Source organism: Caldimonas mangrovi, from assembly GCF_023721835.1.
Taxonomy (GTDB): Bacteria; Pseudomonadota; Gammaproteobacteria; order Burkholderiales; family Burkholderiaceae_C; genus Caldimonas; species Caldimonas mangrovi.
In genome coordinates this window covers 102158-122656 of the sequence record NZ_JAMKFE010000014.1, presented here as the reverse complement: position 1 = coordinate 122656, position 20499 = coordinate 102158, and the positions used below count along the sequence as shown (strand labels likewise).

The window sequence follows — 20499 nt, the reverse complement described above, 5'->3', positions numbered from 1 at the left end:
GAGCGTTGAGTCGGCTCCTGGGTGCAGGGATGCTATCGGGTGGAGTAAATGCTCACAACGGGCGGACACAGCTGCTGACAAGTGAAGTCCTTCCACGGCACGCCTGCCGCGGGCGTGAAAAAGGCACCCGAAGGTGCCTTTTCCGGTGCGGCCGGTGTTCAGCCCACGCGGGCTTCGAACAGGCGCTTGACCTCCTGCAGCGCTTGCGGCACTCGCGTGCCGAGCTGGCGGAACAGGTCGTCGTGCAGACGCAGCTCCTGCTGCCAAGCGGCGGGGTCGACGCTGGTGACGGCCTGGTACTTGTGCTGGCTGAAGTCGAGGCCGCTCCACTCGAGGTCTTCGTAGCGCGGCGAGACGCCGAAGATGTGCTCGCTGCCTGCGCCGCGGCCTTCCACCCGGTCGAGCATCCACTTCAGCACACGCATGTTCTCGCCGTAGCCGGGCCAGACGAACTTGCCGTCGTCGCCCTTGCGGAACCAGTTGACGCAATAGATCTTGGGCAGCTTCGCGCCGCTGGCGTCGAGCTTCTTGCCGAGCTCGAGCCAGTGCTGGAAGTAGTCGGCCATGTGGTAGCCCATGAAGGGCAGCATCGCGAACGGGTCGCGGCGCACCACGCCCTGCTGACCAGCGGCGGCGGCGGTGGTTTCCGAGCCCATCGTGGCGGCCATGTAGACGCCTTCGGTCCAGTTGCGGGCCTCGGTCACGAGCGGTACCGTGGTGGAACGGCGGCCACCGAAGATGAAAGCGTCGATCGCGACGCCCTTGGGATCGTCCCAGGCATCGTCGAGTGCCGGGTTGTTGGCGGCGGCCACCGTGAAGCGGGCGTTCGGGTGGGCGGCCTTGCGGCCGGTTTCCTTCGCGGTCGCGGGCGTCCAGTCCTGGCCCTGCCAGTCGATGCAATGGGCCGGCGCCTCGCTCAGGCCTTCCCACCAGACGTCGCCGTCGTCGGTCAGTGCGACGTTCGTGAAGATGACATCACGGTCCAGCGAGGCCATGCAGTTCGGGTTGGTCAGCGTGTTGGTGCCCGGGGCGACGCCGAAATAGCCCGCTTCGGGGTTGATCGCATACAGGCGACCGTCGCGGCCGGGCTTGATCCAGGCGATGTCGTCGCCGATGGTGGTGACCTTCCAGCCTTCGAAGCCGGCCGGCGGGATCAGCATCGCGAAGTTGGTCTTGCCGCAGGCGCTGGGGAAAGCCGCGGCGACGTGGTACTTCTTGCCCTCGGGCGAGCTGACGCCGAGGATCAGCATGTGCTCGGCCAGCCAGCCCTGGTCGCGGCCCATGGTCGAGGCGATGCGCAGCGCGAAGCACTTCTTGCCCAGCAGCGCGTTGCCGCCGTAGCCGGAGCCGTAGCTCCAGATCTCGCGGGTCGAGGGGTAATGGACGATGTACTTGGTCTTGTTGCAGGGCCAGGCGACATCGTTTTCGCCCGGTTGCAGCGGTGCGCCGACCGTGTGCACGCAGGGCACGAATTCACCCTCGACGCCCAGCACGTCGTACACGGCGCGCCCCATGCGGGTCATGATGCGCATGTTGACGGCGACGTAGGGGCTGTCGGACAACTCGACGCCGACGTGCGCGATCGGCGAACCCAGCGGGCCCATCGAGAACGGCACCACATACATCGTGCGCCCACGCATCGCGCCCTTGAACAGTGCGTTTTCGCCCGTTTGCAGCGTCGCGCGCATCTCGGCGGGCGCCATCCAGTTGTTGGTCGGGCCGGCGTCTTCCTTGTGCTCGGTGCAGATGAAGGTGCGGTCCTCCACGCGGGCGACATCGCTCGGGTCGCTCCAGGCGAGGTAGCTGTTCGGACGCTTGGCTTCGTTGAGCCTGCGGAAGGTGCCGGCTTCGACGAGCTGCTGGCACAGCCGGTCGTATTCTTCCTGGCTGCCGTCGCACCAGTGGATGCGTTCGGGTTGCGTCAAGGCCGCGATCTCGGCGACCCAGGCCAGCAACTTGGCGTTTTTCACGTAGATGGGCGCATTCAGCTGCAGCCCCTGCATGACAGGCTGGTTCATCAGAACTCTCCAAACATTGAAAACACGGAATTCGGAAAGCCGACTGCAGGGGTCGTGGGCGCACCGAGCAGCACGCGGCTTTCCGGATGCCGCGCCAGTGAGCGAGTTACGGCGGGTTACCCCAGCGACTGGGGGTGCCGGGCTGCCATGGACCCGGATAAGCAAGCGTCGTGCGCAGGCGGGGCGGGGCTCCGGAGCCGGATGGGCAGGAGCCGGGCGCCGGAAGGGACAGCCACCGGTCAGTGTAATCGCGAGGTAACCTCCGTGGTCCTGCGGGTTATGCGTATCGGGAATGACTGCATGCGCCGACAGCCGGCCTCCCGGCCGCACGTCGCCTCAGGATTGCGCCAGGGTTTCGCGCAGCACCGACCACCAGAGCAGCAGCAGGCCGGCGAGCTGCAACGCCGCTCGCGCAGCGTGGGACAGCTCCCATTGCATGCGCAGGGCCTCCCAGTCGGGCGGCAGGGTGGGTGGAGTGAGCGGCAGCAAGGCGGTGTTCACCGGCGCCACCAGCAGCCAGAACACCGCGTGGGCGGCCACCAGACACAGCGCCGCCGCGGCGGTCCAGCGCAGTGCGGCTGGCCGGCGGCGCAGCAGCAGGCACAGCAGCAGCGCAGCGGCGACCGACGCGCCTTCCGCCGTGCCGGCCAACGGGCCGAACAGCGGCGGGTACAACTGCTGCAGCAGGGTGAGCCACAGCGCGCCGTCGATCGACAGTTTGGCTGGCAGTTCGTACAAGTGCGCCAACGAGGCGCCGAGGCCCAGGACCGTCAGCAGCATCGCGGCCATGCGGAGCCAGATCAGCAGCATCTTGCGGCCTATTTCTCGGTTGCGCTGCGGTTCGTGCGGCAAGACGCGTACCGGTCCAGCGGTCGGCGGCGTCGTCGGTAAGATGGCGACGCCGTCTTGGCCTGCCTGCCGACCTTCAAGCCGTGCTTCGCCGTTTTTTCCTCGCCTCGCTTCTCGCCGCCGGCACCGCGCCGTCGGCGGCTCAACAACGGCGCCCCCAGAAGGAGCTGCTGCTCGTCGGCGTGGCGACGGCCTTGTTCGACAGCGGCTTTGCGCGCCACATCCAGCGAGCGTTGGCCCGCGACACCGGCTTGGCGATCGAGGTCGTCCCCGGGGCGAGCGGCAAGCTGCTCGATCTGCTGGAGCGGGGCGAGCTGGACGTCGCCCTCACGCACGCGCCCGAGATCGAAGCGGGGCTCGTGCAGCAGGGGTTGCTGCACGACAGGCGGTTGGTCGCGGCCAACGACTTCGTCCTCGCCGGCCCGGTGGTGTCCCAGGGCAAGGACCGGGGCAAGGATGCGCTGGGCCTTGCCGGCTCTGCCGACGCCGCCGCCGCATTGGCGCTCATCGCGTCGGCCGGTGCGCAGGGTCGGGCCCGCTACGTCTCTTCGGTCGACCGTTCCGGCGCACAGCTGAAAGAGGCGGCGCTGTTCAAGGCGGCCGGGGTCGTGCCGCAGGGTGGGTGGTTCCTGAAGTCGGGCGGCGGCATGGGAGAAGCGCTGGCGCAGGCGGCTGCGCAGGGGGCCTACGTGCTGGTCGATCGTGGCACCTGGTCGGCCTCGCGCCAGCGCGGACCGCTGGGCGTGCTGGTGCAAGGCGACCCGCGCCTGGCGGACTCCTATCACGCAATGCGGTCGTTCCGCAGCAACCACCCGGCGGCCAAGCTGTTCCTCAACTGGCTGACCGGCCCGACCGGGCGCCGCGCGGTCAACCGCGCTCCGGGCGGGTTCCGGTCGCGCGCCGCATGAGCGGTACCGGCGTGACACCGCGTGTGGTGGCCGTCAATGCCGGCCGGGTGCGCGAGGTCGAGATCCACGGGCGCCAGGTGGCGACCGGCTACGGCAAGCAGCCGGTCGCCGGGCCGGTTCAGGTGCGCGCGTTGGGGCTGGCGGGCGACGAGCAGGCCGACCTGAGCGTCCACGGCGGGCTCGAGAAGGCGGTCTACGGCTACCCCCACGAGCACTATGCGTTCTGGGCCACCGTGCGGGCCCAGGCCAAGGCCCAGCCCTGGGCGGCCGACCCGGCCGCGTCGCTGCCGCCGGGCAGTTTCGGCGAGAACCTGACGCTGCTGGGCCTGCTGGAGTCGCAGGTGTGGGTCGGCGACGTGCTGCGCTTTGCGCACTGCGCGCTGGCCGTCAGTGCGCCGCGTCAGCCGTGTTTCAAGTTCGATGCCGCCATGGGTTTCAGGCACGCCAGCAAGCTGATGGTCCAGTCGGGCTACTGCGGCTTCTACCTGGCGGTGCGCGAGCCGGGCCGCATCGAGGCGGGCGAAGCCTGCGAGCTGATCCCGGGGCCGCGAGAGGTGTCCATCCGCGAGCTGTTCCAGGCGCGCATACGCCGGTAGTCGGCTCAGGACGTCGCCGCGCCGGCTCGCCGCTGCGACCAGCGAAACAGAGGCCCCGCCAGCAGCACCACCGCCGCCATGCGCGTGACGTGGAAGGCGGTGACGATGGGCACGCCCAGCTGCAGGGCCTTGGCCGTGATGCACATTTCCGCGATGCCGCCGGGCGAGGTGCCGAGCATCAAGGTCGCCGGGTGCACGTCGGTCCACTGGGCGAGCAGCAGCGCGAATGCGCCGCTGGCAGCGATCATCGCCACTGTTCCGGCCGCCACCGTGAACAACCAGCGCGGCGCGGTGTGCAGGAAGGCTGGCGTGAAACGCGAGCCGAGCGCGACGCCGATGAACAGCTGCCCGAGGTTGGTCATCCACTGCGGCAGTGCCGACAGCTCGATGCCGCTGGCCGTCAGCGTCGCAGCCGCCGCGAGCGAGCCCAGCACCCACGGGTTGGGCTTGTCCAGACGCTGCAGCAGCAGCGAAGCTGCCGCCGTCAGCGCGACCAGCACCAGCAGGCCGCCCGTGTCGACGTGGCGGGGACCCGGCACGAAGGGGTCCAGTCCATGAATGCCGGTGAACTGGAAGCCGAATGGAATGATCAACACGACCAGCAGGATGCGCACGCTATGGGCCGACGCGACGAGGTCGATGCGGCCCCCATGCCGCTCCGCCAGCACCGCCATCTCGGAAGCTCCACCGACAGCGCTGGCGAAATAGGTGGTCGCCCGGTCCAGCCCGGGAATGTGCCGGTTGCTGCGCGCGAGGAAGAGGCCGAAGGCGCTGCCGATGGCCAGCGCCCACGCGATGCCGACGGCGATGGCGACCCAGTGGCTGGCGACCGTGCCGACCACCTGCGGCGTGAAGTACAGGCCCAGCGCGGTACCGATGGCCCATTGACCTGCGTTGCGCAGCGGTGCGGCGGCGGCCAGTGGAGCACCGGCCATCATGCCGGCGGCGGTGGCGAGCAGCGGGCCGATCATCCACGGCAGCGGGGTACCCAGGACCTGGAACAACCAGGCGGCGGCCGTGGCGAGGGCCAGCGTCGCGGCGACGCGCGTCAGGCGCAACCGGGAGGAGGAAAACAACACGACGGGCAGGGCAATACGGGGTCGGTACCCCGGGTTTTCAAGAGGCGCGGACCGATGCTAGCAGCGGCGACTGTCAGTCGGCTTTCGCGCCGGATCGCAGGATGCGTGGGATCACTTCCGGTCTGGGCCGCATGCCATGAGCCTGCAGCACCCGTTTCCAGGGGCTGGCGGGCCCGGAGTTTGCTGTGAAAACTGGACGCATGCCGGACATCGGCCCATTTCCCGTGAGGCAGGACACCCTCTGTTACCGACAGCGGCTTGCGACTGGAACAAAGTTTGAGTGCGGGTCCTCTCTCGACTGGTCCCACTCCGGGCCCCGCGATCCCTACCCTCTCAGGAGCCAAACATCATGGAACTGCAACTTCAGAAGAAGTCCTCCCTGAGCCGGGTGTTCGATGCCATCGACACACTCGACCTGGATTCGATCAAGCGCCGCCTCATGCACGAGAAGGGCGACTACCGCTGGTCCGCCGAGCGTGCCGAGCGCGCCGAGCTGGGGTATCGCCGCTACCTGACGCTGCGGGCGAAGTACCCCGGCGTGCAGATGTCGCCGACCGAAGACGTCGACGTCTTCTGGCACGCCCACATCCTCGACACCCGCAAGTACGCCGAGGATTGCCAGGCGGTGTTCGGTGGCTTCATGCACCACAACCCGACGCTCGGCGATGCCGGCTATACCGAAGAGCAGCACGACACCGCGGAATGGGTAATGCGCGAGCTCTACGAGCGCGAGTTCGGTGAGCCGCTCGAAGCGGCGGCCAGCGGCGAGGCGGGCGCGGCACCTGCCGTCAAGACGGGCTACTGCTACTGAGCGTGACAGTCCGGCGAGCCGAGCGTGGCGCGATTCGCAAGCGTCGCTGAGCCCATCTGGCGGCTCGCCGCAACTGCCGGAAACTGCAGCCTTCATTTCCGAGGCCTTGTGCTTCATCATGTGCGATGAGCATTTCTGCACATGCACATGAAACTGCGCACCCGCCTGGTGGTTCTCATCGTGGTGACACTGGCGCCCGCCGTGGGCATCCAGGTCGTCGACCGCATCGAGCGGATCTCCCAGCAGGAGGACGCCGCGCTGCGCGAGGTGCAGAGCCGGGCTTCCCTGGTGGCCGGCCAGCTGGAGCAGCTGACGTCGGGCTACCGCGAGCTGCTGATGGCGGTCAACGCGTCCGGGGCTGTACAGCCCAGCGACGTTGAGCGCTGCAACGCATACATCGACGATCTGGCGCAGCAGTTTGGCGGCGTGCCCACTTTCATGCTGGGGGCAGCCGACCTGAAGGGGAACGTCTACTGCGTCGGGCAGCCCTTCTTGCGTGGCCGACCCATCAACATCGCCGACCGAACCTACTTCAAGCAGGCGCTGGAGACGGGTGATTTCGTCGTCGGCGAGCACGCGTTTGCGCGCGTGCCCGGAGATGCGGTGCTGCACTACGCCTACCCCATGCTCGATCCTGATACGCAGCAGCCCGAGGGCGTGCTGATCGTTTCGCTTCTGCTGCGAAGGGTCGCTGACATCCTCGCCGAGAATCCGCTGCCTGCTGGGGCTCGCCTGACAGTGACCGACCGCAGGGGGACCGCGCTCATCGAATTGCCCGAGCGCGACGGCGTCAGCAAGCCGGTCAATCCGCAGCTGCGCAGCCTGCTGCTCGAACGCCACCAGCCCGGCGCGGCTTCGTGGGTCGACAGCAGTGGAGAAGAGCGCATCGTGGGCTATGTGCCGCTCGACGCCGGCCCCCGCGGGTTGTCGGTCGCGTTGTCCATGCCTCGCGATGCGGTGATGGCGCCGCTGCGTCGGGCCGCGCTGCGCGACGCTGTCACGCTGCTGGCCGCGGTCGGGCTCGGGCTGTTCCTCGCCTGGTTCGTCGCACGCAGCAAGCTGTACCGCCCGCTGTCGATGCTGACCGCCACTGCCGGCCGCTGGAGCGAAGGCGATCTGACCGCCCGGACCGGCCTGGCAAAGGTCGAGGACGTCGAATTCAGCCTGCTTGGCACCACGCTCGACAGCATGGCCGAGAACCTGCACACGCGGCAGCAGGAACTGGCGGCCGCGAACGAAGAGATGCGCCGCTCGCGCGACGAGGCGCTCAAGGCCAGCCTGTCGAAAACCCACTTCCTGGCGGCCGCCAGCCATGACCTGCGCCAGCCGCTGCAGGCGATGAACCTCAACATCGCGCTGCTCGCCGCGCGCCACGGCCAGGGCCCCGACGCCACCACCATCGAGCGCCTGCGGCGCTCGGTCGGCAGCCTGGCCGAGCTGCTGAACGCGCTGCTCGACGTCTCGCAGCTCGATGCCGGGCTGATCAAGCCCAACGTCTCGGACTTCGGGCTCGAATCGCTGTTGCAATCCATTGCCGACGAATTCTCGGCGGCCGCGCGCCAGAAGGGCGTGCACCTGAGCGTGGAGCCCTTCCACGCCGCGGTCCGTAGCGACCCGGTGCTGCTCGGTCGCATGGCGCGCAACCTGGTCAGCAATGCCGTCAAGTACACCGAGGCCGGCGGCTGGGTGAAGGTCAGCTGCCGGGACTGCGTCGATCACATCGACATCGTGGTGGCCGATTCCGGGGCCGGCATTCCCGCCGACAAGCAGGAAGAGGTATTCGAGGAATTCCGCCAGCTCGGCAATCCGCAGCGCAACCCGTCCCTGGGGCTGGGTCTGGGGCTCGCGATCGTCAAGCGCATGAGCATGTTGCTGCAGCACCCGGTGCAGCTCTACTCGGAGCCGGGCGTCGGCACCACCGTCAGCATGTCGGTGCCGCGCGCACACCGGCTCGAGCGCCGCGCTCCCGATCTGGACAGCCTGCACTTCGAAGGCCGCGCACTGCTGGTCGAAGACGACCTGCTGGTGGCCGAGAGCACCGCCGACCTGCTGCGTTCGTGGGGCCTGCACGTCTCGGTGGTCGGTAGCGCAGAAGAAGCCTTCCAGCTGATCGACGACACGCTGCAGACATGGAATGCCGTGCTGGCCGACTACCGCCTGCCCACGCACAGCGGGCTCGACGTGCTGGAGCGCGTTCGGCAGAGCCAACCGCAGGCGCTGACACTGGTGCTGACCGGTGATGCCGCCGACAAGCGTCTGGCCGATGCCCGCGACAAGGGGCTGCAGGTGCTGGAAAAGCCGGTGCGGCTGGAGCGGCTGGCCCAGGCCCTGACCCCGCTGGCGCGCGATCCCTCGCGCGGCACCACGACGCGCAACCTGCGTCTGGCCGGCTGAGCCGGCAACAGAGGGTCGCCGCAGGGCCCGCTGGCGTCGCGCCGGGCGTCTGCCGACGTCAAAGGAGAGGCTCTTTATGCTTTTGGGCTATTTCGATAGGGGTGATTCATTCCCATTGTGTCTGTATCATCGCGGCTGTGCACCGGGTTAACCCCGGTGCATCTGCCGGAGCACGGGGCTCCGGCCTTCGCTGCCACTTCCACCCTGTCGTCATCTGCCATGAGTGCCTTCAACGAAGAACGCGTGCTGAGCGTGCGTCACTGGACCGACCGCCTGTTCAGCTTCACCACCACCCGTGACCAGGCTTTCCGTTTCCAGAACGGGCACTTCACAATGATCGGCCTGAAGGTCGACGGCAAGCCGCTGCTGCGGGCCTACAGCGTCGCCAGTCCCAACTATGAAGAGCACCTCGAGTTCTTCAGCATCAAGGTGCCCGACGGCCCGCTGACTTCGCGGCTGCAGCACCTGAAGGAGGGCGACACCCTCCTGGTCGGCCGCAAGCCCACCGGCACGCTGCTGCTCGACTACCTGTTGCCCGGCAAGCGCCTGTACCTGCTGTCCACCGGCACCGGGCTGGCTCCCTTCCTCAGCATCATCCGCGACCCGGAAACGTATGAGCGCTACGAGAAGGTGGTGCTGGTGCACGGCACGCGCGAAGTCTCCGAGCTGGCGTACCAGGACCTGATCACCAAGGACCTGCCCGAGCACGAGTTCCTCGGTGAGCTGGCCGCCGGCAAGTTGATGTACTACCCGACCGTCACGCGCGAGCCGTACGTCAACCGCGGCCGCATCACGACGCTGATCGAGTCCGGCAAGCTGTGCAGCGACCTGCACCTGCCGCAGCTGGACCGCGAGCACGACCGCGTGATGATCTGCGGCAGCCCGCACATGCTGAAGGACCTGAAGCACCTGCTCGACGCGCGCGGCTTCCATGAGGGCAACACGTCGAAGCCGGGCGATTACGTCATCGAACGCGCTTTCGCAGATCAATAGGTCCACCCCCTACCGGCTGCGCCGGCCCCCTCAAGGGGGCGCTGCCGGTGGACCGGCGGAGCCGGATCCACGGCAGCACTCGACGAATGCAGCGTGGGCTGCCAAGGCCTACCGGTGGACGGCGGAGCTGGATCCACGGGAGCACTCGACGAATGCAGCGTGGGCTGCCAAGGCCTACCGGTGGACGGCGGAGCCGGATCCACGGCAGCACTCGACGAATGCAGCGTGGGCTGCCAAGGCCTACCGGTGGACGGCGGAGCCGGATCCATGGTGGCACTCGACGAATGCAGCGCGGGTGGGGCCGGTGGCGCAGCGTCGTGGCGACGAACTAAGATGATCGGGCTCTGAAGGAGCCCGTTGTCATGTCTGAAGCCGTCATCATCGATGCCATCCGCACGCCGTTCGGCAAGCGCAATGGCGTATTGCGGAACTCCCGTCCCGACTGCCTGCTGGCCTTTGCCGTGCGTGCGCTGGTCGAGCGCACCGGCGTTGCCGAGGAGCAGCTGGACGACTTGATTGCGGGTTGCGTCAGCCAGGCGGGCGAGCAGGGTGCCAATGTCGGGCGGCTGGCGGTGCTGCTGTCGGGGTTGCCGACGCGGGTGGCCGGGGTCTCGCTGAACCGCATGTGCGGCTCCAGCCAGCAGGCAGTGCACTTCGCGGCCCAGGCGGTGGCGGCGGGCGATGCGAAGTACGTCATTGCCGGTGGCGTCGAGAGCATGAGCCGGGTGCCGATGTTCCTCGACGTGACGCTGGGACAGGCCGAATTCCGCGGCTTCGAGGCGCTCAACCCCGACCTGCTGCAGCGCTATCCGCTGGTACATCAGGTTGAGAGCGCCGAGCGCGTCGCCGAGCACTGGAAGCTGTCGCGTGCCGAGTGCGACGCGTTCGCGAAGGAAAGCCACCGGCGCGCGCAGCAGGCGGCCCAGGCGGACATCCACCGCGAGATCGTCGTGACGCCTGGGGTCGACGCCGAGGGCCAGCCGGTCCGGGTGACGCGCGACGAAGGCATCCGTGCGGTCGTCGACGAAGCTCGCATGGCGAGCATGAACCCGGTGTTCCGTGCGCCGGGTGAAGGTGTCGTGACGGCCGCCAATGCCAGTCAGATCTCCGATGGCGCCTCGGCGGTGCTGGTGGCGGATCGCGACGCGGCGGTGGCCGACGGCCTGCGTCCCCAGGCGCGCTTCCGGGCGCGCGTCGCCTGCGGCTCCGACCCGGTGATGCAGCTCACCGGGGTGATCCCGGCGACACACGAGGCGCTCAAGCGTGCCGGCATTTCGGTGCGCGACCTCGACTGGATCGAGGTCAACGAAGCCTTCGCGAGCGTCGCGCTGGCCTGGGCCCGCGAGTTCGCGCCCGACCCGGCCAAGCTCAACCCGTGGGGCGGCGCCATCGCGCATGGCCACCCGCTCGGCGCCACCGGCGGCGCTCTGATGGCGAAGATGCTCAGCGGACTGAAGGCGACCGGCGGCACGCTGGGCCTGCAGGTCATGTGTATCGGCCATGGCATGGCCACCGCGACGGTGATCGAACGGCTGGGATAGCGGGTTATTCCCCCCTTCGAGCCATTGACCCAGCGGCCCGAAAATCGCACAACCGGGCTGTGCCGCTGCTGCGGTTGGGGGAGACGATCATGGCTGAAGCGTTTGCGCTGCCTTTCCACTTTGTCGACCACCTCTGCCACCCGGGGCTGAACGCCGCCGCCGGCCGCATACCGCTCAACGCCTACCTCAGCAAGACCGCCAGCAACGGCGGCAACGACAGCGCCACCAGCCTGTTCGGCAAGCTGCGCTGGATGAAGGACGGCGGCACCGGCCCCACGATGAACTCGCTGGTCGGCGGCAAGGCGGTCGACCTGGCGCTCAAGGGTCAGGGCTCGGGCGACGCCTTCGTCGCGATCTGGAACTTCATGTGCCGCAACAAGGAGCAGCTCAAGAAGCTGGACGTCGAAGTCTGCGGGCGGCGCGACAAGAAGAAACCGGCCGAGAAGGTGGTGCTGAAGACCGGCAACGTCTACGACCTGTACTTCAAGGGCCGCAGCGACAGCGCCGCGATCCAGCAGATGATCGCCGACCGCTTCTTCGGTATCGACTGCGTCGGCTACGTCGCCAACTACCTGCTCTACAACCACGAGTGGGACGAGTACAAGGGCGCCGAGCCCGCGCAGTGGCCGATGTGGCACTGCCAGGGGAAAGTGAACAAGGCCAGCGAGGTGAAGGCGCTCGACTTCCTGGTATGGAACGGCCATATCGCGATGGTCGACTGGATCTGGAGCATGGTGGATGCCAAGACCGTGCAGATCGACGTCTGCCAGAGTTCCAGTGGCGGGCCTCAATGCAACGAGCGCGTGCTGCTGAGAGAAACCTCCGCGACCGTCTCGGGGCGGCGGCAGTTCCTGATCTCGGGCGGGACGCCGAAGCTGCCGGTCGACGGCCTTGTCGTGGTGGCGCGCCGCGCCGGGTTCTTCTGGTAGCGTCCGCTTGCCGCTATGCTGGACGGCAACGCCGTTTGCCCGAGCCGCCATGAACCCGCCGATCAGCCGCTATCCCGTCCCCGCACTCACCGACCTGCCCGACGACATCCGCCGGCGCATCCTCGAGGTGCAGGAGAAAGCCGGCTTCGTGCCCAACGTCTTCCTCGCACTGGCGCACCGGCCCGACGAGGCGCGAGCCTTCTTCGCCTATCACGATGCCCTGCTGCTGAAGGAAGGCGGCCTGAGCAAGGGCGAGCGGGAAATGATCATCGTCGCCACGTCCGGAGCCAACCGCTGCCTGTACTGCGTGGTCGCGCACGGCGCCATCCTGCGCGTCTACGAGAAGCGCCCGCAGTTGGCCGACCAGCTGGCGACCAACCCCCTGAAGGCCGACATCACGCCGCGCCAGAAGGCGATGCTCGACTTCGCGCTCAAGGTCTGCAAGGATTCGGCGCAGGTGAACGACGCTGACCTCGACGTGCTGCGTGCGCACGGCTTCGGCGACGAGGACATCTGGGACATCGGCGCCATCACCGCGTTGTTCGGTCTCAGCAACCGCATGGCCAACCTGATCAACCTGCGACCCAACGACGAGTTCTATCTGATGGGGCGCCTGCCGCGCGAGAAGAAGCCGGCATGACACCTACTGCCACCCCCTACAGGAGATGATGAGATGAACGACCTGCTCGCCCTGCTGGGCATCGCCGGCGCCCTCGCGGTCGGTGTGGTCAGCCCTGGGCCCAGCTTCGTGATGATCGCGCGCACCGCGGTGGCGGCATCCCGCGCGCAGGCTCTGGCCGCCGCCGTCGGCATGGGCGTCGGCGGCTTCCTGTTCGCCATTGCCGCACTGGTCGGGCTGCAGGGCGTGTTGCTCGCCGTGCCGTCGCTGTACGTCGTGTTGAAGGTGGCCGGTGGCCTGTACCTCGCCTACCTGGGCGTGCGCATCTGGCGCGGCGCGGCGCAGCCCCTTGCGGTCGATGCAGCCGGTGCCGGCCGAGCCGCCGCAGGCCGCCTGCGTGCCTTCGCACTCGGCCTTGCCACGCAGGTCAGCAACCCGAAGACGGCGATCGTCTACGCCAGCGTGTTTGCCGCCTTCCTGCCGCCGGCCGTCACGCTGCAGTTCGGCGCTGCCGTGCTGGCGCTGGTGCTGCTGATCGAAACCGGTTGGTATGCCCTGGTCGCGCTCGGCCTGTCGGCCGAAGGCCCGCGGCGCGCCTACCTGCGCTGCAAACGCTGGGCCGACCGCATTGCCGGCGGCGTGATGGTCGGGCTGGGGCTGAAGCTGGTGTCGTCGGTGCGCTGACGAACCGGCGTCACGGCTGCCGCGTGAAGACCACGTGGGTTGCCTTCTCGCCGGCGACGTGCTCGGTGCAGGCGTAGCCCAGCGTGCGCAGGTCCAGCCCGGCGAACAGCGGCTCGCCGGTGCCGAGCAGCACCGGCGCGATCGCCAGGTGGGCCTCGTCGACCAGCCGGGCTGCCAGGTATTGCCGCAGCGTCGCGACGCCGCCGCCGAGGCGCACATCGCGGCTGCCGGCCGCCTGTTTCGCGCGGGCCAGTGCGGCCTCGATGCCGTCGGTCACGAAGTGGAAGACCGTGCCACCCTTCATTTCCAGCGGCGGCCGCGCATGGTGCGTCAGCACGAACACCGGGGTGTGATAGGGCGGCTCGTCGCCCCACCAGCCGCGCCAGTGGTCGTCGGGCCACGGGCCGCGCACGGGCCCGAACATGTTGCGACCGAGGATCCAGGCGCCGACGTTGTCGAAGCCGCGTTCCACGTAACGGTTGTCGACGCCGGTGCTGCCGCCGGTGCCGCTGCCGTGCATCTGCTGGAAGTGGCGGGTCGCGATGGCCCACGGGTGCAGTTCTTCGCCGTTCTCGCCGAGCGGCTGCTCGAGGCTTTGGCGGGGGCCGGCGCCGTAGCCGTCGACGGAAATGGCGAAACAGGCGATGCGCAGTCTGGACATGGGATGCTCCTGCAGGGGGCCTCGGACGAAGCCGCAGGCCGGGATGATGAAGGAAAGACCAGGCGGTCATTCACCACGACGATCGGGTGTGCCCCGATTCGACAGCTGCCCAGAAGAAAAGGGCGGAACGCCGGCCTCTGCCCAACCACGGTCATGCGGGCGGCAGCCGCGCCCGCGGCGTTCCGCGAAGGCTGCTTCAAAAGTTGTGCTTCGTCGCCGTCAGCTGCTCGAGCAATTCACGCAACGCGGCCTGCACACGGTCGAACTCGGCGCGCCGCTCGAGTGTGGTTTCGTTCATGTAGAGCCTCTTGTTGATCTCGAGCTGGATGGAATGGCAGCCCTCGCTCGGGCGGCCGTGACGTCGCACGATTTCGACACCCTTGTAAGGATGGTTCACGCCGACGGTGTAGCCACGGCTGTTCAGGAAGCGCTCGATCCACCGGGTCAGCTGCGGAGCGGCGGTGGTGCCGTCGCGGTCACCGAGGACGAAGTCCGGGTGGGCCTCATAGGGGTGCTCCGTGGAATAGGCCTGTGCGACCGAAGGCATCGAGTGGCAGTCGATGTGGATGACCATTGGATGCCGGCTGCGGGCCTCGGCAATCGCCTCGTCCAGCAGACGATGGTAGGGCTGCCAGCAGCGGTCGATGCGCATCTGCGCTTCGGCCACCGACAGCCCCCGGTCGTAGATCGGCGTGCCGTCGTCCAGTTGTCGCCAGATCAGGCCCTTGCCGAGGCGCACCTTGGTGCTGCGGGCCAGCGGCAGGGGCCACGTGCCGGTCAGCATGGACGCGTCGAGCTCGTCCAGCGCGCGGTTGACGTCGATGTAGCTGCGCGGGAAATGGGCCAGCAACAGCGCCGCGCCCATCGAGGGCGCGAAGCCCCAGAGGGTGTCGACGTCGGTGTCTTCGGCCATGCGCAGCGCCTGCGCCGGGCAGGCGAAGCGGAAATCGGCCGGATAGAGCGTGCCGCTGTGCGGCGAGTCGAGCACCAGGGCGGTCCGCCCCGGGTGCAGCGTGCAGGCGGGATGGCGGTCCCAGAAGGAAGCGATATCGGAGAGGGTCATGTGCAGGGGAGGAAAGCGATGCCCGGCGGCATCAGTCGACGATGCGGCCGCCCGCGCCGATCATCACGATGTCGACGTAGCGGGAGCCGTGATGCTGTTGCGGCGAGAAGCCGACGGTGTAGCCGCCCGCGTCGTAGGCGTTCATGCGCTCCAGGCTGTGCCGCAGCGCCTCCCGAGTGGGTCGCGGGCCGGTGCGGCGCAGTGCTTCGACGAACACCTTCGCCGAGACCAGGCCTTCGAGGCCGATGTAGTCGGGCTGGAGCGCCGGGTTGTAGTGCTGCAGCAGCGCGCGGTACTCCACGGCCACCGGCGTGCGGTTCTTGTGCGGGTTCGGTGCCGTCTGGCTGACCGACAGCCCCTGGGCCTGCGCTCCGAGCTCGCTCACCAGGTGCTGGATGCCGATCAGGCTGCGCGCGTAGTACGCGGTGCGGCCCTTGCGGACGCGGTCGAACGCGCGGATGAAGGCGACGGCGTCGCTGCCCGAGACGCCGATGATCAGTGCCTGCAGGTCGTCGGTGCGTTTCAGTGCGTCGACGGCGGCCGCGGCATCGCGCGAGCCGGCCTTCATCGTGCCGGTCGCGACCAGCTTCATCTGCAGCGCTTCGGCACGTTGCCGCGTGTCGTCCAGCAGCTCCCGACCGGGCGGGCTGTCGTAGTGCACCAGGCCCATGCGCGTGAGCCCGATCGTGTGCAGGTGCCGGACGATCTGGGCCAGTTCGTCGGCGAAGCTCGCGCGCGTCGTGAAGACCTGCGGCGAAGAGCGTGCATAGAGCTCCTCGTAGCCGGTGTACGGGGCGAACAGCGGCACGCCGGCTGCTTCGGCGAGCGGCAGGCTGGCCTTCACGGTGTTGGTCCAGGTCGGGTTGAACAGCGCGAACACCCGGTCGCGCTCGATCAACCGGCGCGTGTTCTCGACTGCGCGCTCGGCGACGTAGCCGTCGTCCAGCGAGATCAGCCGGATGCGCCGGCCGTGCACGCCGCCGCGCGCGTTGACGGCTGCGAAGTAAGCGAGCGCGCCGTCGCGGTACGAGGCGGCCTGCGACGCGAAGCTGCCCGAAAACGAGGCCGACTGGCCGAGCAGGACCTCGTGGGGCGTCACGCCGGGGCTGGGCTGCGCGGCCGCCGACGACAGTGCCGCGACGCCGAGCGCGCAGGCGACGCGATGGAACCAGAGCACAGACTTCATGCTCGTGTCTCCTCTTGCAGTGCTTAGGGGGGCTCAGTCGAGCTGGATCTTGGCGAACTGGGCCACCTGCTGCATGCGCTCGATCTCCTGGCGGATCTGCGTGCCGAACTCGGCAGGCGAGCGCAGCGGCGATGGGTACAGCCCCAGCTTCGCCAGGCGTTCGCTTATGCCGGGCGCCTTCAGGGCGCTGCCGACGGCCTGATGCAGGCGCTTCACCTCAGCGGCCGGTGTGCCGGCCGGTGCGACCAGACCGAACCACGACGGCAGGTTGTTGTTGGGCAGGCCGACCTCGGCGAAGGTCGGCACGTCGGGCAGCACCTCCAGCCGCGTGGGCCAGGACACCGCCAGCGCCTTCACCTTGCCGGATTGGATGTGCGGCAGCGCCGAGGCCACCTGGTCGAAATAGGCGTGCACCTGGCCGGCCAGCACGTCGTTGAGGGCCGGCGCCGCGCCGCGGTAGGGCACGTGCAGCATGAAGGTCTGCGTCGAGCGCTTGAACAGCTCGGCCCACATGTGGCCGATCGTGCCGTTGCCGGGCGACGCGTACATCAGCTTGCCCGGCTGCGACTTCAGCAGCTTCAGGAAGGCGGCCATGTCGCGCACGCCGAGGCCCGCGTTGACGATCAGCACACCGGGCGCCTTCACCAGTTCGGCCACCGGGGCGAAGCTTGCGACCGGGTCGTAGCCCAGCTTCTTGTAGACCGCCGGGTTGACACCGTGCGTCGACAGCGTGGCCACGCCCAGTGTCAGGCCGTCGGGCTCGGAGCGCGCCACTTCCTGCATGCCGATCGAACCGCCGGCGCCGGCCTTGTTCTCGACGATCACCGGCTGGCTCAGCTCTTTCGAGAGCTGGTCGCCGACCGCACGCGCGGTGATGTCGGTGGCCCCGCCCGGCGCGAACGGCACGACCAGGCGCAGCGGCTTGCCGTCGGTGCTGCTGGCGGCCCATGCCGGCGCGATCAGCGTGGACGACAGCGCGGTGGTGAATTGTCTGCGGTTCATCATGAAGCTCTCCTCATCCGTTGGTCAGGCGCATCTTGGCGGGGCACCCGGTGCGGCGACAATCGAAACTTCAGCAAGAGATCATTTGCATTTGGAATGAACCGCAGACTCCTGCCCCCGATGCACCTGTTGCGTGCGTTTGTCACGACGGCCCAGCTGAAGACGGTTTCCGCAGCGGCGGACGCCCTGCATCTGACGCAAGGGGCGGTCAGCCGACAGGTGCTGGAGCTCGAGGATTGGCTTGGCGTGACGCTGTTCGCCCGCGTGCGCCGCCGGCTGCAGCTGACGCCGGCCGGGCAGCGTTACTTGCTGGCGGTGCAGCCGCTGCTGTTGCAGCTCGAAGCGGCGACGCTCGATCTCATGAGCAGCCCGCATGATGGCGGCGTGCTGCACCTGTCGGCGCTGCCGACCTTCGCCGCCAAGTGGCTGATCCCGCGGCTGCCGGCCTTCCAGGCGGCGCACCCCAAGGTGATGCTGCAGTTCGTGCCGTATGTGCAGGGCTACGACTTCCATCGCGCCGACCTGGACTGTGCTGTCCGCTACGGCGAAGGGCCGTGGGAAGGCGCCGTCTGCGAATACGTGATCGGCCGGCGCATGGTGCTGATCGCGCCGCCGGCCGGCCGGGGCCGGCCCGCGCTGAAGCGGCCGGCCGACGTGGTGAACCACCGGCTGCTGCACCACGTGACGGTGCCCTCGGCGTGGTCCCACTGGTGCGAACGGCAAGGGGTCGGCGGCATCAACCCGCACGGCGGCATCCAGCTGGACCAGTACGCCGCGATCGTGCGCGCGGTGGCAGCGGGGATGGGCCTCGGCCTGGTGCCGCGATGCCTGGTCGAGGACGAACTGGCCCGTGCCGAAGTGGTGATGCCGTTGCGCGGCGCCGCGGGGGTTTACGAGGCCGAAGCAGGCTACTACCTGTGCTACCCCGAGAACCGCTCGTCGATCGAGCCGCTGCTGGCCTTCAGGCGCTGGCTGATGCAGGCCGCCGTCGAAGGCGAGCCACCGCTGGTCAAGCAAGCCCCATCACCCCAATAATCGCGGCATGACATATTTCTACTGGGTGATGGGTCTGCTCATCGTCGGGACCCTCGTTCCGTCGGCGCTCTTCATGCTGCTCTATGCGCTGACGGGCAGCGACCTGCATGCGCGGCGGGCGAGCAGCCTGTGGGGCTTCGCCCGCTCGTTCGCGCTGCTGGGATTCAACGTGCTGGTCTGGGGGCACGTGATCGTCGGGTTGTGGCGCATCTGGTTCCCCTAGATGAAGGATGTGCATCGGCCGGGCATGAGCCTACCCTGGGCCATTCCGAACGGGAGAGGACCGTGATCGTCTACGTGCACGCTTACGACATCGGCCACGACCGGGGCATGACCTGGGACCGCCACGCCCATGCCACCGACGTCCGCCACGTGCTGCTGGGGCGAGACGACTCGATCTCGATGATCGTCGAGCGCATCATCTCGGCGGTGCAGACGGAGCGCACCATCTACACGATGCTCGTCAATGCGCATGGGTGGGAGGCGACCCGCCCCACGCCGCGCGGCATCGGCATCGTGTCGCTGAGCGACCTGGCCGACCTGTCCGACCTGACGGCACCGCGGTTCCGGCCGTTGCAGCCTTACTTCACGCACGGGGGCGGCGCGCGCGGCGTCGAGATCCATGCCTGCCGCATCCTCGAACACGCGGGCGGCTGGCGCATGTGCCAGGTGCTGGCCGACACGCTGCAGGTGCAGGTGGCCGCCGCCGAGGCGCCGCAGCGCGGCATCACACCGTGGTGGTCCTCGACGCCATCGGACAGCTACGGCAGCTTCGAAGGGATGCGGCAGACCTTCATGCCGAGCACCAGGGCCGAGTGACGCGCCCGCTGCGCGCTGTCATGTGCCACCGGCTGTGGCGGCCCGCAGCGCGGCCAGTTCTGCTTCGGCCGTGTCCATGCGCACGCTGCCCTTGGCCACCAGCACGCGGGCCAGCAGGTCGACCTCGGGCCCGGTCGCGCCGGCCATCATCGCGATGTTCTGCGCATGCAGGGCCATGTGGCCCTTCTGGATGCCGGAGGTCGCGAGTGCCTTCATCGCCGAGAAGTTCTGCGCCAGGCCCACGGCGACGATGACGCGGGCCAGTTGCTCGGCGGTGTCGACGCCGAGGATCTTCAGCGCCAGGCGCGCGGTGGGGTGCACGCGTGTGGCGCCCCCGATCAGGCCCACGGCCATCGGCATCTCGAGCACACCCACCAGGTCGCCGTCGGCCGACGCTTCCCAGGTGCTGAGGCTGCCGTAGCGGCCCTTGCGCGCCGCATAGGCGTGGGCGCCGGCTTCCACGGCCCGGGTGTCGTTGCCGGTGGCCAGCACCACCGCGCTGATGCCGTTCATGATGCCCTTGTTGTGGGTGGCCGCGCGGTAGGGGTCGGCTTCGGCGAAGTGGTAGGCGGCGAGCATGCCGTCGCGCACGCTCTCGCCGCCGATGTCGGCCAGCTTCCAGGTGCAGCGCGCACGCGCCACGCGCCGGTCGGCCAGGTTGGACAGGATGCGCAGCCGGCTGGTGGCGCCGGTCCACTGCGCCAGATGAGGGGCCAGCCGCTCGGCCATCGTGTTGACGGCATTGGCTCCCATCGCGTCGCGCGTGTCGACGATCAGGTGCACGATCACCATGGGGCCGGCGATCGTGTCGATCACCCGCACCTCCAGTTCACGAAAGCCCCCGCCCAGGCGCACCAGCACCGGGTCGCAGGCGTTGCACAGCTCGCGGATCTCGGCTTCGCGCTCGAGGATGCGCAGCCGCGCGTGCTGCGGGTCGCTCACGCCGGTCAGTTGCACCTGCGCGATCATCAGCATGCCCGACATCGACGTGGTGAAGCCGCCGCTGTCGTAGCACTGCCGGGCCGCATTGCACACCGCGGCCACCACCGACGATTCTTCGGTGGCCATCGGCACCAGGCGGTCGCAGCCGTCGATGCGCAGGTTGGTGGCGATGCCGACGGGGATGTTCAGCGTGCCGACCACGTTCTCGATCATGTGGTCGGCCAGCTCGGGCGGCAGGTTGCCGGTGTCGGCCAGGTGCGCCTTTTCGGCGGCGTCCAGCTGCGCGAAACGCGCCACGCTGTCGATGCGCCCGGCGATGTCGAGTTTGTGAAAGCCGGCGATCCGGCTGCTCTTCGGTGTGGCGTCCATG

At 68.6% G+C, this 20499-nt stretch carries 20 protein-coding genes; 12 read left to right on the top strand and 8 right to left on the bottom strand.

The features are described from left to right. Positions 1 to 158: 158 nt before the first annotated feature. The gene (locus tag M8A51_RS20220) at positions 159 to 2018 is read right to left on the bottom strand and encodes a phosphoenolpyruvate carboxykinase (GTP) (RefSeq protein WP_251780342.1); all 1860 of its coding nucleotides are present in this window, start codon (positions 2016 to 2018) and stop codon (positions 159 to 161) included. Between the two features lie 336 nt (positions 2019 to 2354). Then, complete coding sequence (locus tag M8A51_RS20215) at positions 2355 to 2828, bottom strand: anthrone oxygenase family protein (protein ID WP_251780341.1); 474 nt, start codon at positions 2826 to 2828, stop codon at positions 2355 to 2357. Between the two features lie 122 nt (positions 2829 to 2950). On the opposite strand from M8A51_RS20215, the gene M8A51_RS20210 reads away from it, so the two are divergent. Further along, positions 2951 to 3775, top strand: a complete 825-nt coding sequence (locus tag M8A51_RS20210) for a substrate-binding domain-containing protein (protein WP_251780340.1) — start codon at positions 2951 to 2953, stop codon at positions 3773 to 3775. After that, on the top strand, positions 3772 to 4371 hold the full coding sequence (locus M8A51_RS20205; RefSeq protein WP_251780339.1) for an MOSC domain-containing protein: 600 nt from the start codon (positions 3772 to 3774) through the stop codon (positions 4369 to 4371). The genes M8A51_RS20210 and M8A51_RS20205 overlap by 4 nt, the downstream gene beginning before the upstream one ends. A 5-nt stretch (positions 4372 to 4376) precedes the next feature. On the opposite strand, the gene M8A51_RS20200 is transcribed toward M8A51_RS20205, so the two are convergent. Beyond that, positions 4377 to 5447: an AbrB family transcriptional regulator gene (locus M8A51_RS20200; RefSeq protein WP_251780338.1), complete on the bottom strand. Its 1071-nt coding sequence runs from the start codon at positions 5445 to 5447 to the stop codon at positions 4377 to 4379. A 352-nt stretch (positions 5448 to 5799) separates the two neighbouring features. Between M8A51_RS20200 and M8A51_RS20195 the strand changes: the two genes are divergently transcribed. The 7 genes from M8A51_RS20195 to M8A51_RS20165 all read left to right on the top strand — a co-directional run bounded on the left by M8A51_RS20195 (position 5800) and on the right by M8A51_RS20165 (position 13421). Next, on the top strand, positions 5800 to 6261 hold the full coding sequence (locus M8A51_RS20195; protein ID WP_251780337.1) for a glycine-rich domain-containing protein: 462 nt from the start codon (positions 5800 to 5802) through the stop codon (positions 6259 to 6261). 147 nt (positions 6262 to 6408) lie between these two features. Beyond that, positions 6409 to 8655: a hybrid sensor histidine kinase/response regulator gene (locus M8A51_RS20190; RefSeq protein ID WP_251780336.1), complete on the top strand. Its 2247-nt coding sequence runs from the start codon at positions 6409 to 6411 to the stop codon at positions 8653 to 8655. 219 nt (positions 8656 to 8874) lie between these two features. Beyond that, positions 8875 to 9648: a ferredoxin--NADP reductase gene (locus M8A51_RS20185; protein WP_251780335.1), complete on the top strand. Its 774-nt coding sequence runs from the start codon at positions 8875 to 8877 to the stop codon at positions 9646 to 9648. 362 nt (positions 9649 to 10010) lie between these two features. After that, complete coding sequence (locus M8A51_RS20180; RefSeq protein WP_251780334.1) at positions 10011 to 11189, top strand: thiolase family protein; 1179 nt, start codon at positions 10011 to 10013, stop codon at positions 11187 to 11189. Positions 11190 to 11278: 89 nt separating this feature from the next. After that, the gene (locus M8A51_RS20175; protein ID WP_251780333.1) at positions 11279 to 12118 is read left to right on the top strand and encodes a hypothetical protein; all 840 of its coding nucleotides are present in this window, start codon (positions 11279 to 11281) and stop codon (positions 12116 to 12118) included. Between the two features lie 49 nt (positions 12119 to 12167). Next, the gene (locus M8A51_RS20170; RefSeq protein ID WP_251780332.1) at positions 12168 to 12758 is read left to right on the top strand and encodes a peroxidase-related enzyme; all 591 of its coding nucleotides are present in this window, start codon (positions 12168 to 12170) and stop codon (positions 12756 to 12758) included. A 33-nt stretch (positions 12759 to 12791) separates the two neighbouring features. Further along, the gene (locus M8A51_RS20165) at positions 12792 to 13421 is read left to right on the top strand and encodes a LysE family translocator (protein WP_251780331.1); all 630 of its coding nucleotides are present in this window, start codon (positions 12792 to 12794) and stop codon (positions 13419 to 13421) included. A gap of 10 nt (positions 13422 to 13431) precedes the next feature. Here M8A51_RS20165 and M8A51_RS20160 read toward each other — a convergent pair whose 3' ends face one another. From M8A51_RS20160 to M8A51_RS20145, 4 genes are all read right to left on the bottom strand, one after another. After that, a complete protein-coding gene (locus M8A51_RS20160) occupies positions 13432 to 14082 on the bottom strand; it encodes a dihydrofolate reductase family protein (RefSeq protein WP_251780330.1) in 651 nt (216 codons plus the stop codon). Positions 14083 to 14278: 196 nt separating this feature from the next. Beyond that, complete coding sequence (locus M8A51_RS20155; RefSeq protein WP_251780329.1) at positions 14279 to 15145, bottom strand: N-formylglutamate amidohydrolase; 867 nt, start codon at positions 15143 to 15145, stop codon at positions 14279 to 14281. Positions 15146 to 15176: 31 nt separating this feature from the next. Further along, positions 15177 to 16331, bottom strand: coding sequence for an ABC transporter substrate-binding protein (locus M8A51_RS20150; RefSeq protein WP_251780328.1), 1155 nt, complete (start codon positions 16329 to 16331; stop codon positions 15177 to 15179). A 33-nt stretch (positions 16332 to 16364) separates the two neighbouring features. After that, positions 16365 to 17333, bottom strand: a complete 969-nt coding sequence (locus M8A51_RS20145; RefSeq protein WP_251780327.1) for a Bug family tripartite tricarboxylate transporter substrate binding protein — start codon at positions 17331 to 17333, stop codon at positions 16365 to 16367. Positions 17334 to 17429: 96 nt separating this feature from the next. On the opposite strand from M8A51_RS20145, the gene M8A51_RS20140 reads away from it, so the two are divergent. The 3 genes from M8A51_RS20140 (at position 17430) to M8A51_RS20130 (ending at position 19187) form a co-directional block, all read left to right on the top strand. Further along, a complete protein-coding gene (locus M8A51_RS20140) occupies positions 17430 to 18368 on the top strand; it encodes a LysR substrate-binding domain-containing protein (protein WP_251780326.1) in 939 nt (312 codons plus the stop codon). Between the two features lie 7 nt (positions 18369 to 18375). Then, complete coding sequence (locus tag M8A51_RS20135; RefSeq protein WP_251780325.1) at positions 18376 to 18591, top strand: hypothetical protein; 216 nt, start codon at positions 18376 to 18378, stop codon at positions 18589 to 18591. A gap of 62 nt (positions 18592 to 18653) precedes the next feature. Beyond that, the gene (locus tag M8A51_RS20130; protein WP_251780324.1) at positions 18654 to 19187 is read left to right on the top strand and encodes a hypothetical protein; all 534 of its coding nucleotides are present in this window, start codon (positions 18654 to 18656) and stop codon (positions 19185 to 19187) included. Between the two features lie 18 nt (positions 19188 to 19205). On the opposite strand, the gene M8A51_RS20125 is transcribed toward M8A51_RS20130, so the two are convergent. Next, positions 19206 to 20498 (bottom strand): hydroxymethylglutaryl-CoA reductase, degradative, encoded by a 1293-nt coding sequence (locus M8A51_RS20125; RefSeq protein ID WP_251780323.1) that lies wholly within the window; start codon positions 20496 to 20498, stop codon positions 19206 to 19208. Position 20499: the final 1 nt, after the last annotated feature.